We start from the raw sequence: 14,320 nt of genomic DNA, 5'->3' as shown, positions 1-14,320 counted from the left end.
CATATGTTCTCAATAGTCTATCTCCTCAGCTTCCGATTTTCCAGTTTCAAAAACAGGAATTTATTTGGAAGATTTTATTATCCATTCATCAAGAAATTTCATTTGTTCATCCGTATGAAACCAATGCTCTCCATTTTTCATAATAGAAAGTGTTGAATTAGTCCTCTGTACAAATTCAAATATCGTTCCATAAGCGGTAAGATTATCTTTTTCACCATACAAAATGTGCGTTGGGATTTCCCATATAATAGGATTTTCTCTTGCATAGCAAAGATAATCCCATGAAAGAGTCTCTCCAAAGGTTGTCTGAATTTCTTTTTTCTCTTTGAGTTCATCCTCTGTAACATTTGCCCAAATCATCATATCAGCAATAAGCCTTTCCATATCTACAACGGGCGAAATAAAATATGCTTTCTCTATTTGCTGATTTGATAAGGCATTGATAGCAAAATACGCTCCAATGCTATTGGCAATTACTTCAACCGTCTTGTAGTTTCTATAAATTGAATTAAAAAGTAATGGAAATTCTTCTTTTGCTTCCCATGGAAACTGTGCAGTATAGTCGAGACCAATCACATCACAATTACTAAAGAGCGGTTTGTAATGAATAGCTTCTTCAGCATTACCACCTTTTCCATGTATATAAATAACTGCTTTATCCACAATAGTTATCCTCCACAAATTCAAATTTTCCTGTTATACAAACTGGGAGTTGTTTATTTCTTCTTTTTCGGTTTTGGGGCTGGCAGTTCATCATACATTGCATGAAACAAGCCTGTCAAAAATTCCCTATTATCAACTTCATCTACCAACAACATCTCTTTTGCTCCCTCATAGGGTAATTCATACGGAGCTGTCGGCATATAACTAATTGCTGATTTTACTGGTTTAACAAGTAATCTATCATCATAGATACCGCCTACAATCTTGCCACGATAATAAATAATAAATTCTCCCATCATAGCTCGATAAGTAATTTCTTCTAACTCAGATAGCTGCCCTAAAATAAACTCTAAGTATTCCTTGCTTGATGCCATATTTCCACCTCAAATTCATATTTCTCAGTTTCAAAAACTTGAAATTACTTAACAATATGTGCTGTAATGATTGTATAGCTATATGAATTGATAGTAATTTTGATATTTTCAACCTCGCAATACCAATTTTTACCCTGTTTGTATATATTGCAATTTTTATCTAATACCTTATTTTTGCAATACTCAACAACATCTGCTGTATCTATTTTTAGGTTTCTTTTAATTCTATCAATTCCCATTTCGGTTGTATGAATTTTATCAATATTATCAAGCAATATCTTTTTATCTTCCATTCTTTCTTTTCCTCAACTACCGATTTGCACATCAAATCGTTTTCTTCATTCTATCACAGTATCATATTATTCCGCCATCAATTTTTCGAACCAGGTATCCATGACAATAATAAACTGGCCTGCGCCTTGCCATTCTTGCAGCATTTCATCCAGAGTTTTGTGTTTCTCATATTTCTGCACATACACCCAGGTGGCTATACCACTGGCCTCAGAAATAATTCCTGTTATGATCTTACGCATGATGCCCTCAAATTCTGCGATTTCCTCTTTTGAAACGATGTCATAGAAATTAGGAATCTGAAAATCTTCTTTCCCACAGTTCTCATGTACATTAATCAACTCTGCTTTCACCCTTTTTCTGGATTCCTCGGGTAATTTCAAATATTGCCAAATCATTGAGACCACTTCGGAAGGTGTGTCTTTTTTGATCGGTGGTAACTGAATAAAATCATTGTTTTCGCTCATTTTCATATCCTCCTCACGATAAAATAAAATCAATAATACTTTCTCTTGTCATATCCAGTACAGTGTCTACAAACACTCCTGCAAACAGGATCAGATACAGAATTACACTCAGCGAAAACAGGAATGCAACCTGTACCCAATCATGGTAACAGTATGCAGTCGCTATAATCAACAAAGTGAATATAAATCCAAGGATTCCTCTGACAACCGCATAAGTCTGTACTGTCATCTTCACTGCCAGGCCGATCACAAAAAGTATCAGCCATACCGGCAGTAATAATATCTTCCCAGCAAGTTTTAAAATAAACATGTGCACCTCCTATCTTACCAGTCCTGGCATATCATGGTTCACTTCTGCCTGATAATACCCATTCATCGTAGACGGTGCATTAAACAGGGCTGCTAATAAATATTTCTTGATGTTCTTCACCTTTGTGGTGTTACCACGCATACAGTGTAAGACATACTCGATATGTGAATAGGTCAGCATCAGAAATTTTTTCTTCACCAGAGATGCCGGATACCAGTTGCTGGCAATCAAGATCTTGTCATTTTTACACATCACAGTTTCTACGATCAGGTTCACGACTTCATCTACCTGTCGCATATCGTCATGATGGGTTATTTCCAGTGATTCATAATCAATGGTCTCCTTGACAAGGTTTTCATAAGCCTGATAATCCTCAGAGCGATTATCGCTATCACATCTTTTCTCATCCACAGATATGATATGATTAGATTTATTATCATTCATTTCAGTATCACTAAGATTAGTATTATTAGGGTTTGAAATGTAAACTTCTTGAAGTTTGTTTTCGGGACTTCTAGAAGTTTGATTTTGGGACTTCATGAAGTTTAAATTGTAAACTTCTGCAGTCTCTTCATTTTCCACAGAAGTTTGTTTTTTAAACTTCTCTAATTCCTCTCCAAATTTTTTCTCATCTGTTTTCTCAGGCATAAAGGTTTTTACGTAGATAACATTCACCTTTCCAAATCCCTGTCTACGTTTCTCAATCAGACCAATTCCTGTTTCGTCATCCAGTTCTCTCATGGATTTGATGGCTTTATTTCTGCCACAGTTCAGTAATTCCATGATATCTTCGATGGAAAAGTAGATATATGCTCTGTTTTTGTCGTCAAACCACTGATTCTTGATGGAAAGAGACATTCGATCCAACATCAGTCCATATAAAATTTTGGCATCGCTTGATAAATCTTTAAAGTAGCTGTCTGTAAATAATGCTTTTGGTATGCGGTAGAAGCTGAACTGATCAGCTTCGGTACCGTAAAAATAATTAAATGTCATTTTTTTCTCCATAATTTCCTCCTTTCGTTTTCTGCTAAGAAGTCCTCTTTTTAAACTTCTTTGACTTTGTTTTCTTAGCTTTTTCTATCCTTAACAGGACTGTTCCTGCATCCATTTTTCTAATAATGATTCAATTATCTGTTCCATATCTTTGGCTGTATAATCATCCGGAAAATACTTTGTCAGTTTCTTTTCTGAGAAAGTAAGAGACCGGGATACTTTCTTTGCCATTACACAATTATTGAAAATCGATAACATCTGGATCTGATTGATTGGTCCATCATTCAGCTGATTTCTAAGTGCTGCAATCTGTTTTGGTTTGATAAATCCTGTGTCGCAGATATATTCGTAAATCCATCCCTGTACTTCCTTATCGATGTAAGAGATATCTACAGCAACCGTGAACTGAAGCTTTTTGTTATCTACCAGATCAAGAAGTTCCGGAATAAGCTCTGTCAGTCGGATATAACGAGTCACCTGCACACTGCTTATTCCAACTTGCTCACCCAATAATTCTCGTGACTTTTTACCTGACTTGTGTTCATTTTGTACACAAGTTAAATCTGTTCTGATTCCCTGTCTTTTCATTGCATCAAGTTTCATCTTGTAGGCAAAGGCTTTCTCACTCGGTAACAGTTCCTCTCGCTGAATGTTAGCGTCCACCATCGTCACAATGGCATCATCATCTGATAATTCTCTTACGATTGCCGGAATAGTTGTGAGTCCTGCAAGCTGTGCTGCATGCATTCTTCTGTGACCGGATACCATTTCGTAATCTTCGTTTTCATCCATACGGAGAAGTACCGGTGTCAACACTCCATTGATCTTTACGCTCTCTACCAGATCCTGCATCTTTTCATCATCCAACACCTTGAATGGATGATTCTTAAACGGATGGATCTTACTGATCTCTATCTCCATTGCAGATTCTTCATTTACCACACCGAGCAGTTCATCAATACTTGCCAGCTTAATCTTTTCACCACTTCTATTTTTCATTCTTCAAAACCTCCTGTGTTAAATTCATATATGCCTCAGCAACTTTTCCCTTCGGGCAGTGCATGTAGATACTTTTTCCTTCCGCACTGGTCTCAGCAGCTTTTACAGACATCGGGATCACATTTTCAAATACCTCAATCTGACTTCCGTAGGTTGTATGTACTCTTGATGCAATGTCCCTTGCGTAATTGGTTCTGAAATCTACCATAGTCAGGAGAATGCCCTCAATCGCCAGTTTCCGATTCAATCTTTTCTTTACTGTAAGAATGGTCTTAATCAGCTGTTGAAGTCCTTTAACAGGCAGATATGCGGCCTGTACAGGTATCAGCACGGAATCGGAAGAAACCAGTGCATTGATTGTCATCATACCAAGACTTGGCATACAGTCGATCAGGATATAATCGTATCGGGATCTTATCGCATCGATATATTCTTTCATGATCATTTCTCTGCTCATAACATTTCCCATCGTTACTTCCAGTGCGGAAAGCTCAATATTTGCTGGAAGCAGATCTACATTTTCCTGATGATGTAAGATACCATCTTCCAGATTAATATCTTCTTCATTGATAACATCCATCATCATTGTTGCCAGTGTAATTCGAAGATCATCCGGTTCTTCATATCCAAGACTTGCTGTTAAACTCCCCTGCGGATCTGCATCAATCAACAGTACTTTTTTACCTTCTCTTGCCAGTCCAATACCTACATTTACGGTTGTGGTGGTCTTGCCGACTCCACCTTTCTGGTTTACTACGGATATAACTTTACACATGATTTCTTCCTCCTTTAACTTTCCCATGATTCTTTTTTCCATAATTTCAGCAGTGCCAGTATTTCCCGTTTCATCATTGCCGGTGTATAGGAATTTGGAAAATACTTGTGTAACTGCTCGTTTGTGAATGCCACTCTTGTGATCTCACCCTTTTTAACTTCACACATGATTTCTTCCATCTTTTCCAGCGATAACTGTTTTTCTTTACTCAGCTGCTTTATCCGCTGAGCCTGTGAGAGTGACGGAATCGCCTGTGCATAATCCATTGCTTTAAGCAGTTCTCTTTGTTCATTTTCTTTCAGTGCTGCTATTTCCACAGCCGGGCAAAAAGAAATAATTTCATCATCCAGCTTCTGCAACATTTCTGGTATCAGCTTTGTCAGTGAAATATAACGCTGCACTTGTTTTGGGCTATCACCACAATCCTCACTGATAATATCTATCGAACGTTTTCTTGTTTTTTTGTGGTCAACTTGGCTCTTTTTTCGACCACTTTTTCTTTTCAATACGTCATTCTTTAATTTGTAAGCAAAAGCCTTTTCACTGTAGCTGATCCGTTCTCTATGAAGATTCGAATCCACCATGCTTAAGATGGAATCATCTTCACTTAATACCCGGATGATCACCGGTACTTTACGGTATCCAAGTTTCTCTGCAGCATGTTTTCTTCTGTGACCGGATATGATTTCATAGTAGCCATCCGGTACCGGTCTGACGATCAGCGGATTTAAGATTCCATATTTCTCAATGCTTTCCTGCAGAAGAAACATTTCCTTATCATCTTTCACCTGAAACGGATGCTCCTTAAAAGGGCGGAGACGTTCAATCTCAATTTCTATGATTCTTTCTTCTTTTTCTCCTGATTGTCTGTTTGCATCAGTCATCTTGACTCCTTTCCTCCAGGATTCAGGAAATAAAAAATGCCTGCCTGGAACTTTTGTTGTAAGAAAAGTTCCAAACAGACATTGCCGTTTGACTATTAGCTGTAGCTAATAGAATTGAATACTGTTTCAGCTAATTTATGTTTGCAGGTTTCGGAGAGATTGTTTCTTTTCCTGCCTTTTCTCTGATTTACATCCCCAAATAAGGGGTGACAACAGAGCGGAACCCAAATGTTAGCTGGACTCTTGAAAAACCATGTTTGCAAACCGGTGATTTTGATTAGCTGTCAGCTAACAAAAATCGGATTGTGTTAGCTGGAAATGGATCATTTTGAATGGAATTTCATGCCACGAACGTGATTAGAAAATAAGAAAAGCGTTCGCTGTCAGCTAATCCAGCTAACATTTTCGAACGCTTTGAAGCCCGTCGCCAAGAGGATTTGAACCTCCGACCCCTCGCTTAGGAGGCGAGTGCTCTATCCAGCTGAGCTATGACGACACATGCCGCAAACCCTTGATTTTACTGGGTTTCTGGGATTTTTCCCTTCGGCCATATATAAGATTATCAACTCTTTTTCGAGTTGTCAATCTACAGATTTTTTTACTTTGGTAACATTAGAACGTTCCCCAAATTGGGGAATGCTTTGTTGTCACCTTTGGCATTTTTCAGAATAGATTCGAACTGAAAGTTGTTTTTCATTTTTTCCCTTTGGGGAATGCCTCGGCTTTCTCTTAGGAGGGGGACGCTCTATCCTGCTGAGCTACAGAAACAAGAATTATAAATGTTTCAGCCAGGTCAGAAACAAAAATATTATACTATATTTTTGCTGCTTTTTCAAGACGAAACACATACTTGCGATTCCGCAGTTTACTTCAGGAATTTTCCATTGTGAGTACCTGATAAATTCTCTTATAGGCTTTTTCATAGGTCCAGCAGCCTTCGACATTGTTGTAGTATTCATTATTTTTTTCGACAACATATTCTAAATCGTTTTCTGTTATGAGTCTGTATTTCATCGTACACCTCCAATGTTAAAAACAGTAATCTGCCAAAATCCAGAGGTCATTATATCATATTCCGATGGGAAAGGAGAAGAGAGTCTTACAGCAATGAATTAAAATAAAAAAAGAATCTCGGCAAAGCAGTCGAAAGGCTGTGACGCAAAGCTACAGGGCCTGTAAAATGGCAGCCAGCTGCGTAAATATGGAACATTTCGGTGATGGATGGCATCGAGGCGACGAAAAAAATTCGAAACAGTGTGCGTGAGGACAATGATGTTCCGATTTTTGCGATGACAGCAAATACCTTTGCAACGGACCGCAAGCGGTGCGCGGACGCGGGCATATTCCGAAACCGGTGAATTTAAAAGAGATTCAGACGACGCTGGACGAGAAAGTGCGGACGGCATGCGCCGGATAACGGGACGGATTAATAACAGAAAAATTTGGAGAAGGGGCTCTACTGCTTTGGATTGCAGTGGAGCCTTTTTATGGTGTATCATAGGAAGTAAAAGAAAACAGGGGAGAATCACGGAATGGAAATTGCAGAAAATATCACATGGACCGAGGAACTGGAAAGGCTGGATGTGCTTCTTTCGCAGGGGCAGTTCGAGCTGCTGCTTCCGGGTGAGCGGTACGGTGGAGGAGAAAAGGAGATCTGGCTTGTCTATCTGATGAACGATGCGGCAGAGAGCTTTCTCGTTTTTCATGACGCGGAGCTGACGGGAACGTATCAGAAGGAATACGAGGGAGAAATAGATGCTGCACTGGAAAAAGACGGGGAGCAGTACGTTCTGATCGTGCGGCAGGGAGAGACGGTGTGCACGCTGTTTTTCAGCCGCCTTTCACTGGAAGTGCATCTGTTTGATTACGGAAAAACGGGTCATTTCTGGGTGGACGGATACGAGTATCTGCGGCAGATTGAGTTCCGTATTGCGATCCTGCGGGACAAGCTGGAATACCTCGGCGAGGCGTTCTGCACCGAGGAAGAAATGCGTCTGGCATCGCTGGCCAATTTCCCGCCGCTCAATTTCTGCTGCTACCCGGCCGTGCCGGATCAGTATCTCGTACCGTCATGCCCGTGGTGGGAAGCGACGGAAGAGGCAATTACGGAGATGAAAAAACTGGCATCGGAGGCAGGCGATAAAGTGCTGCTGTGGTATCTTGCACTTTATGAAAAATGGCAGGGAAAACTCCTCGCAAAACAGATCGCAAAACTGCTGCATACGAGCCGCCACGCGAAAGTCGTGGATTTACTGGAAAAAAAACTGGCCCGCGAAGCACAGAATTATCCGAAACGACGCTTCACCGGCGAAGAAGGAACCCAGATCCGAAAAATCCAGGAGCAGGCAATGAAACGGAAAAAGATACTGGAAGCCGAAGGAAAACGCGCATCATTGCTGCGCGAGGAGCCATTCTTTTATGCACGGGATTCGGTGGAATATAAGGTCCATCTGATGATCTGGGGAACGAGAGGGAAAGAGCGGGTTGTGGAGGTTGAGACGTTTAAAATTTCCAGAACGCAACGGCAATGATCAGCTCCTTTACGGATGAGCCGGAAGTGATTCAGTTTTAATACCAGTAGACAAGAAGTCCCCCGCTTCTAAAGTGGTGGGATGAATTGTTAAAAGAAACATAACGGCAGTGGCGGGCGGAGAGAAATCGGTATCCTCCACAGACATGAGGCAAGTCACAGTCGAACTATTTTCGACATGTCAGACTCCGTGAAAATACCGACTGTGAATTGAAACAAGGGATAAGGTAAAATAGAAAGCGCTTATTTGAGGCGGGAATGAAATCTCAAATAAGCGCTTTTTCTATACGCTGCCGCCAAGTCAGGCTGCGGGCAGTTTATAATATTTCGATGTATGCTGGCGGTAGAGCAGCAGCAATCCGCGGATGCAGAGCTCGATAGCCATGGCGATCCACATGCCGCGCAGGCCGAGCGGGGTGATGAGAAGCACCGCGAGACCGAGGCGGATGACCCAGATGCTGCCAAGGTTCAGAAGGCTTGGCACAAACGTATCGCCTGTTCCGCGGAGGGCTCCGGCGGCAACGATGGAAGCGCCGAAAAACGGCTCGGCGAGCAGTTCGATGCGGAGTACCTCGGCGGCAAACGAGCGCACCTGCGGGTCAGGAGTCAGAATGCTAAAGACGAACGGACAGAAGATCATCATCAGACCTCCAGTGATGGCCATCAGGACTGCGCCCATGGCAATGCAGATATTTCCGTAGCGTTTCGCCAGCTTGTAATTTCCGGCGCCGTAGCTTCTGCCGACGAGCGTTGTCGCGGCGGAACCGATGCCGTAGCCTGGCATGTAGCAGAGGCCTTCGGCGGTGACGGCGAACGAATTGGCCGCAATCGCAATGGAGCCGAGCGGGGCAATCAGCATGGTGGCAGCAACCATGGCGCTGTTCATCGCGATTTCCTGTACGGCAACCGGCACACCGATTTTGAATGCAGTTTTCAGAATTTTCGTATCAAAAACCGTTTTTTCCTTCCGGCGGAGACGCAGCCGCGGATTGCGGACACAACAGAACCAGGCACCCGTGAGGCTGATGACGGCGCAGGCCAGCATCGTTCCCATACCGGCACCCATGACACCGAAAACCGGAATCAAAAGAGCATTGAAAATGATATCGAGCACGCACATGACGGCATTTAAAATACTGGGCGTCACCATATCACCGCTGCACTGCAGGAAGGACGACATCAGCGAGTTGAGCTGGGAAAACGGAAGCATGATGGCAAACATCATAAAATAGAGCGTGGCATTCCGCCGGATCTCCTGCGCACCGCCGAGCCACCCCGGCAGCGGATGACTGATCAGAAGCCCGATCAGGCACAAAACAGCCGACACAACAAGCGCGGACGCGATGCCATGCCGCACAACATCCCTTGCCTTCTTGTCATGATTTCCCCCGATCTGATGCGCTACCTGAACAGAAAAACCGGCTGAAACCGCATAAATCGTACCGCTGAGGAGCCACGTCGTCGACGAAACCAGTCCGATCGCCGCCGAAGCATTCGCCCCAAGCGCGCCGACCATCGCGGAATCAATGTATTGCATCGCAATCGTAGTAATCTGTGTAAGAATCGCAGGCAGACTTAATCGCCCGACCTGCTGAATCTGCGGTTTCAGTTCAGTCCAGTTTATTCTATTCATCATTTTCTCCAGAACATGTATTTTATCGTATGGTTTTTCTTAAGAATGTAAAGATAAATGCGTATTTTACGCTAACATGTTTTGAAGAAAGTGTCAATCAAAAACGAGGTTTAATTTGACTTTTTTCTATGCGTATTAGGCATAGGGGCGGAGAGGATTCGAATTTAATTTTCCGGCGGAAGGTTGTTCTTCACAGCGGGGTTCGCCTGGGTCGTGTTGGTTGCAGTCGGCAGGGAATCTGTCGGGGCGACCGGGCTCATGAGGACGCGGCCGGTTCCGCGGTAGACGTTGACGAGGCCTTCACCGCTGACGGCGGATCCGACGAGGGTTCCGGTGGAGCGCTCTACGGTGAAATCAAGGTTGGAGGACCAGCAGACGGCGAGGTTTCCATCGATTTTCAGTTCGTCGTTTTCGAGTTCGACTTCGATCAGCTCGTCCTCAGGTACGTTGCTTTCGAGGGCAACGGCGCCTCTGCCGACGAGGCTCAGATTGAAGAAGCCTTCGCCGCCGAGGACAGCGGAGGAAATGCTCTTGCGGGCGGTCAGTTTGGTTTTGACTCTGCCGTCGCAGGCGAGGAACATGCCGTCCTCAATCGTCATTCCGGAGGAGCCCCATTTCTCGACATCCACAAGAATGATGTATTTGTAGGTCGGTTCCAGCACGAGATATCCGTCGCCGACGTACTCCGGTTTTACGGCAGATTCCTTTGTCATGGCGCCTTTGATGGCCTTTCCGAACAGGTCGCCGATCCCTTTGATTCCGGCGGTCGCCTGTACATGGCCGCCCATCCACTGCATCGCACCGGACTGGATAATCGCGGAGTGCTCCTTGTCCAGTTCAATGACAACCTGGCGGCGGCGCACATTCATTTTGCTCATGTAATACTCCTCCATGGCAGTCATCGGCGAGACGCTGGAATCCTGGAGATATTCCATGACGTGGAAATTTTCGATGGACTTGGTGAATTTCCGGTTTTCGTTTTCGAGATTTAAAATTTTCATAGGCACGTTCCTTTCTTTCATTAAGAAGAAAAATAGTGATCCGTCTTGTTTCTTTTATTATACAGGAAAGAAAGCAAAGAGCACAGAAAAATTTAGAAAAAAAGGAAATCTGGAAATCATGTTGTCCATTTTTCAGCGGAGTGATAAGATAAAGTTCAGAAAACGCAAGCAGTACGGTCAGAGGAGGAGTTTATTATGAGTACAATTACTGTCAGAGATGCAAAAATAGAGGATGCCGCACGCATTCTGGAGATTTATGCTTACTATGTAGAATACACCGTCATTTCTTTCGAGTGGGACGTGCCGTCTCTGGAAGAATTTGAGAACCGCATGCGTGATATCATGAAAAAATATCCATACCTCGTCATCGAGCAGGATGGAAAAATCGAAGGTTATGCATACGCACATGCCTTTGTCGGCCGCGCCGCATACGACTGGTCGAGCGAGCTGACCATTTATCTCGATCACAATGCAAGAAAAGGAGGCCTTGGCCGGAGACTGTATGAAGAGCTGGCGGACCGCCTGAAAAAAATGGGCATTCTGAACCTCTACGCCTGCATCGGCTATCCGCAGGTCGAGGATGAATATCTGACGAAAAACAGCGCCGAGTTCCATGCGCATCTCGGATTCGAACTCGTGGGAACCTTCCACAACTGCGGCTACAAATTCGACCGCTGGTACGATATGGTCTGGATGGAAAAAATCATCGGCGAGCCGCACGCGGGACAGCCGGCAGTAAAATCATATAGTGAGATAAAAGAATGAGCACAATAACAACGTATACAAGAAAACATTTTGACCCTGTGCATCCCGCTCCGGAACTGCTCTGTGTGGAGGATTTTGCGCATGCGCTGCCGATGATCTGCCGCGGAAACGGCCATGTGACGACGTTCTGGTCAGTGGGAGAGCACTGCATCTGCTGTGCGAAAGAGGCGGCCGCGCGCGGCTATTCCCGGCGGCTGGTGCTGGCGTGCCTTCTGCATGACGCGAGCGAGTGTTACATGTCGGACGTGCCGCGGCCATTAAAACAGGAAATGCCGCGGTACCGCGAGATCGAGGACCATCTGCTTTCGGTGATTTATGAGAAATATCTTGGCAGTGATCTGACGGCGGAGGAGCAGCGGATGATGAAACAGATCGACAATGATCTGCTGTGGTACGATTTGACGAATCTGCTGGAGGAGCCGCAGGAGGGGGATGCACCGAAGCTTCACATCACGCTGGACTACGCGGTGCGGCCGTTTGATGCGGTGGAACAGGAGTATCTGGAATTATTCGAACAGTATCGGGAGACGGGCGATGAGAGAGGATAAAAACGAAAACCGCTGGGACAAGCTGCTTCAGATCCACACAATGGGGCGGGACGACAGCCGGTCGGATCTGTACCGGTATCCGTATGAGCCGACCCCGTACTGCGTGCTGGAGCGGATGGCAAACACGGGGATGATCCGAAAGGGAAATACGCTGCTCGATTACGGATGCGGAAAGGGCCGCGTAGATTTCTTCTTATCGGCGCAGACCCGGTGCCAGTCCATCGGTGTGGAGTATGATGAGCGGATTTATGCGAAGGCAATGGAAAACAAAAAGGCGGCGGCCTCTGGTGCGCGGACGGAGTTTGTGCTGGAGAGCGCCGAAAATTTTCCCGTTCCTGCGGAAGTGGACCGGGTGTATTTTTTTAACCCGTTTTCGCTTGAAATCTTAAGAAAAGCGATGGCAAGACTGCTGGAATCGTACTACGAAAATCCGCGGGAGATCCAGCTGTTTTTCTATTACCCGTCGGATGCTTATATCTCGTATCTGATGACGGTGCCGGAACTGGAATTTCTCGATGAGATCGACTGTATGGATCTGTTTCCGGGCGGGGATAGCCGGGAGCGGGTTGTGATTTTTACGATTCAGGAATAAAAAGTTTTGTAACAGCAAAAACCGTGTGGAATACAAAAAAGCATGAATTATATTTGAAGAAAGGGCGTTTTTATGAAATATCAGGTAATGCGAATTGAGGAAGACCTTGATTTCGGCTGTGAGGAGCGCGGTGCCGACGAGCCTGTCATGGCAGTTGTTGTTTTGAAAGATGAAAACGGAACAGAATCGCGCATCCGCCAGGAGGATCAGATGCTGTATGACTGGAACATCGAGGAGGGCGACACCGTTATTCTGAATGAAAACGGCGAATTGCGAAAAGTACTCTCCGGTGATTGGACGCAGAATTGCAATTCGAAAAATGTAGATACGACAAAATTCGTCAACATGATGCAGGCCGTCAAAGCCGGAAAACAGATTGACTGGATCTGTCCGTTCTGCAGCGGAACAGTAGAACGATTGGAGCAGAAAGGCGGAAAAAACGTAATCGGATGCACATCGTGCGATATGTGGATTCAAATAGAAAATTAAACGATTTTGGCCTTTAAGGCCGAAAGAGAAAGGAAACACAAATGGTAAAACCAATTATGAGAGACGTTCTCTTCCTCGGACAGAAATCCGTCCCGGCGACAGAGGAAGATCTGCAGGTGGGAAGAGATCTGCAGGACACACTGGCAGCAAACCGCGAGGCATGCGTCGGCATGGCGGCAAATATGATCGGCGTGAAAAAACGCATCATCATCGTAAACGCCGGATTCCGCGACATCATCATGTTCAACCCGGTGATCGTCCGCAAAAGCGGCCCCTACGAAACAGAAGAAGGCTGCCTTTCCCTGCCAGGCGTGCGGAAAACAAAGCGGTACCAGAACATCGAAATCGAATACTACGACTGGAACTGGAAAAAACAACGCCAGAAATTCACCGGCTGGCCAGCCCAGATCTGCCAGCATGAGATGGATCATCTGGAAGGGATACTTATTTAGATCCTACAGCAGACAGGAGGACAGTATGACAGACAGAGAATGAATGGTAAAAGGAATCATTTACAACCCGAATGTGGAAGAGCTGGCCAAAGAGCAGTCCGGCTATATGGAGCGTCTGTGGAAGTTCAACCAGCTGAAGCCGTCAGAGGGAGACAAGAAAGTCAAATAAATCAGGACAAATTTCGAAAATATAAAATTTTTGTAAAATAATGTCGAAAAAACGATTGACAAGTAGCGAAAAGAAACATATGATAATACCTGTCAATATACATATTCGGCAATAGAGGCGCGAAGGCTAAGAGTAGCTGTCCTGAGACAACGGGGTCTGGGACGGGCAGGGAAAGGAGCATTCGCCGAAACGGGGCAGTTCCCGAAAAACTGTCTGCGTTGGGGTACAGTCGAACAGGCTGTGCACTCTCACCGTACTGGTGGAGGAGCTATTGCTTCATGAACGTAGATTTAATGGAGCAGTGGTGAAGACCGCTGCTCTTTTTATTGTACTGCAGTTGGAACCGTGACAAAAGGTTCCAGGGGTGGAAATCTGTTTGGTT

General features: G+C 44.5%; 20 protein-coding genes, 1 tRNA gene and 2 riboswitches. Of the genes, 8 read left to right on the top strand and 13 right to left on the bottom strand.

Annotated elements, in window-relative coordinates; translation table 11 throughout:
* Positions 1–60: 60 nt before the first annotated feature.
* The 11 genes from DWZ44_RS14350 to DWZ44_RS18255 all read right to left on the bottom strand — a co-directional run bounded on the left by DWZ44_RS14350 (position 61) and on the right by DWZ44_RS18255 (position 6,773).
* The gene (locus tag DWZ44_RS14350) at positions 61–663 is read right to left on the bottom strand and encodes an alpha/beta hydrolase (protein WP_005337276.1); all 603 of its coding nucleotides are present in this window, start codon (positions 661–663) and stop codon (positions 61–63) included.
* Between the two features lie 53 nt (positions 664–716).
* Positions 717–1,037 (bottom strand): TfoX/Sxy family protein, encoded by a 321-nt coding sequence (locus tag DWZ44_RS14345; RefSeq protein ID WP_004612401.1) that lies wholly within the window; start codon positions 1,035–1,037, stop codon positions 717–719.
* A 44-nt stretch (positions 1,038–1,081) separates the two neighbouring features.
* A complete protein-coding gene (locus DWZ44_RS14340) occupies positions 1,082–1,330 on the bottom strand; it encodes a DUF3781 domain-containing protein (protein WP_005921256.1) in 249 nt (82 codons plus the stop codon).
* 66 nt (positions 1,331–1,396) lie between these two features.
* Positions 1,397–1,795, bottom strand: coding sequence for a hypothetical protein (locus DWZ44_RS14335; RefSeq protein WP_199608701.1), 399 nt, complete (start codon positions 1,793–1,795; stop codon positions 1,397–1,399).
* Between the two features lie 13 nt (positions 1,796–1,808).
* A complete protein-coding gene (locus DWZ44_RS14330) occupies positions 1,809–2,105 on the bottom strand; it encodes a hypothetical protein (protein ID WP_015514766.1) in 297 nt (98 codons plus the stop codon).
* Between the two features lie 9 nt (positions 2,106–2,114).
* Entirely contained in the window at positions 2,115–3,113 is a 999-nt protein-coding gene (locus tag DWZ44_RS14325; RefSeq protein WP_117805132.1) for a DUF6017 domain-containing protein, read from the bottom strand.
* Between the two features lie 78 nt (positions 3,114–3,191).
* Positions 3,192–4,100 carry a ParB/RepB/Spo0J family partition protein gene (locus tag DWZ44_RS14320; protein ID WP_117805131.1) on the bottom strand — a complete coding sequence of 303 codons (909 nt, stop codon included), beginning with the start codon at positions 4,098–4,100 and terminating at the stop codon, positions 3,192–3,194.
* Complete coding sequence (locus DWZ44_RS14315; protein ID WP_117805133.1) at positions 4,090–4,875, bottom strand: ParA family protein; 786 nt, start codon at positions 4,873–4,875, stop codon at positions 4,090–4,092. The genes DWZ44_RS14320 and DWZ44_RS14315 overlap by 11 nt, the downstream gene beginning before the upstream one ends.
* A gap of 14 nt (positions 4,876–4,889) precedes the next feature.
* Entirely contained in the window at positions 4,890–5,855 is a 966-nt protein-coding gene (locus tag DWZ44_RS14310) for a ParB/RepB/Spo0J family partition protein (protein ID WP_071143508.1), read from the bottom strand.
* Between the two features lie 326 nt (positions 5,856–6,181).
* Positions 6,182–6,255 (bottom strand) — tRNA-Arg (locus DWZ44_RS14300).
* A 374-nt stretch (positions 6,256–6,629) separates the two neighbouring features.
* Complete coding sequence (locus DWZ44_RS18255) at positions 6,630–6,773, bottom strand: hypothetical protein (RefSeq protein WP_158565922.1); 144 nt, start codon at positions 6,771–6,773, stop codon at positions 6,630–6,632.
* Between the two features lie 109 nt (positions 6,774–6,882).
* Positions 6,883–6,958: riboswitch (cyclic di-GMP riboswitch) on the top strand.
* 18 nt (positions 6,959–6,976) lie between these two features.
* Between DWZ44_RS18255 and DWZ44_RS14295 the strand changes: the two genes are divergently transcribed.
* Together DWZ44_RS14295 and DWZ44_RS14290 are read left to right on the top strand one after the other, a co-directional pair.
* A complete protein-coding gene (locus DWZ44_RS14295) occupies positions 6,977–7,117 on the top strand; it encodes a response regulator (protein WP_117805130.1) in 141 nt (46 codons plus the stop codon).
* A 174-nt stretch (positions 7,118–7,291) separates the two neighbouring features.
* Positions 7,292–8,290, top strand: coding sequence for a DUF3878 family protein (locus DWZ44_RS14290; protein WP_117805129.1), 999 nt, complete (start codon positions 7,292–7,294; stop codon positions 8,288–8,290).
* Positions 8,291–8,590: 300 nt separating this feature from the next.
* Here the strand turns inward: DWZ44_RS14290 and DWZ44_RS14285 are convergent, their stop codons facing one another.
* Positions 8,591–9,922 carry an MATE family efflux transporter gene (locus tag DWZ44_RS14285; protein ID WP_242991195.1) on the bottom strand — a complete coding sequence of 444 codons (1,332 nt, stop codon included), beginning with the start codon at positions 9,920–9,922 and terminating at the stop codon, positions 8,591–8,593.
* Between the two features lie 164 nt (positions 9,923–10,086).
* Positions 10,087–10,923, bottom strand: coding sequence for an AIM24 family protein (locus DWZ44_RS14280; RefSeq protein WP_117805128.1), 837 nt, complete (start codon positions 10,921–10,923; stop codon positions 10,087–10,089).
* Between the two features lie 195 nt (positions 10,924–11,118).
* Between DWZ44_RS14280 and DWZ44_RS14275 the strand changes: the two genes are divergently transcribed.
* The 6 genes from DWZ44_RS14275 (at position 11,119) to DWZ44_RS14250 (ending at position 13,938) form a co-directional block, all read left to right on the top strand.
* Entirely contained in the window at positions 11,119–11,688 is a 570-nt protein-coding gene (locus DWZ44_RS14275; RefSeq protein ID WP_117510517.1) for a GNAT family N-acetyltransferase, read from the top strand.
* Positions 11,685–12,236, top strand: a complete 552-nt coding sequence (locus DWZ44_RS14270) for a hypothetical protein (protein ID WP_117805127.1) — start codon at positions 11,685–11,687, stop codon at positions 12,234–12,236. The genes DWZ44_RS14275 and DWZ44_RS14270 overlap by 4 nt, the downstream gene beginning before the upstream one ends.
* Positions 12,223–12,828 (top strand): class I SAM-dependent methyltransferase, encoded by a 606-nt coding sequence (locus DWZ44_RS14265; RefSeq protein ID WP_117805126.1) that lies wholly within the window; start codon positions 12,223–12,225, stop codon positions 12,826–12,828. The genes DWZ44_RS14270 and DWZ44_RS14265 overlap by 14 nt, the downstream gene beginning before the upstream one ends.
* Before the next feature lie 72 nt (positions 12,829–12,900).
* Entirely contained in the window at positions 12,901–13,317 is a 417-nt protein-coding gene (locus DWZ44_RS18490; RefSeq protein ID WP_173827430.1) for a hypothetical protein, read from the top strand.
* A 41-nt stretch (positions 13,318–13,358) separates the two neighbouring features.
* A complete protein-coding gene (locus DWZ44_RS14255) occupies positions 13,359–13,769 on the top strand; it encodes a peptide deformylase (RefSeq protein WP_117805125.1) in 411 nt (136 codons plus the stop codon).
* Positions 13,770–13,812: 43 nt separating this feature from the next.
* Entirely contained in the window at positions 13,813–13,938 is a 126-nt protein-coding gene (locus tag DWZ44_RS14250; RefSeq protein WP_117510523.1) for a maltose acetyltransferase domain-containing protein, read from the top strand.
* Between the two features lie 104 nt (positions 13,939–14,042).
* A riboswitch (Lysine riboswitch) is annotated at positions 14,043–14,217 on the top strand.
* The last annotated feature ends 103 nt before the right edge of the window (positions 14,218–14,320 follow it).

It is taken from the genome of Blautia sp. AF32-4BH (assembly GCF_003460565.1).
Taxonomy (GTDB): Bacteria; Bacillota; Clostridia; order Lachnospirales; family Lachnospiraceae; genus Fusicatenibacter; species Fusicatenibacter saccharivorans.
The sequence above is the reverse complement of the archived record's forward strand: the minus strand, read 5'-3'. Positions and strand labels throughout refer to the sequence as shown.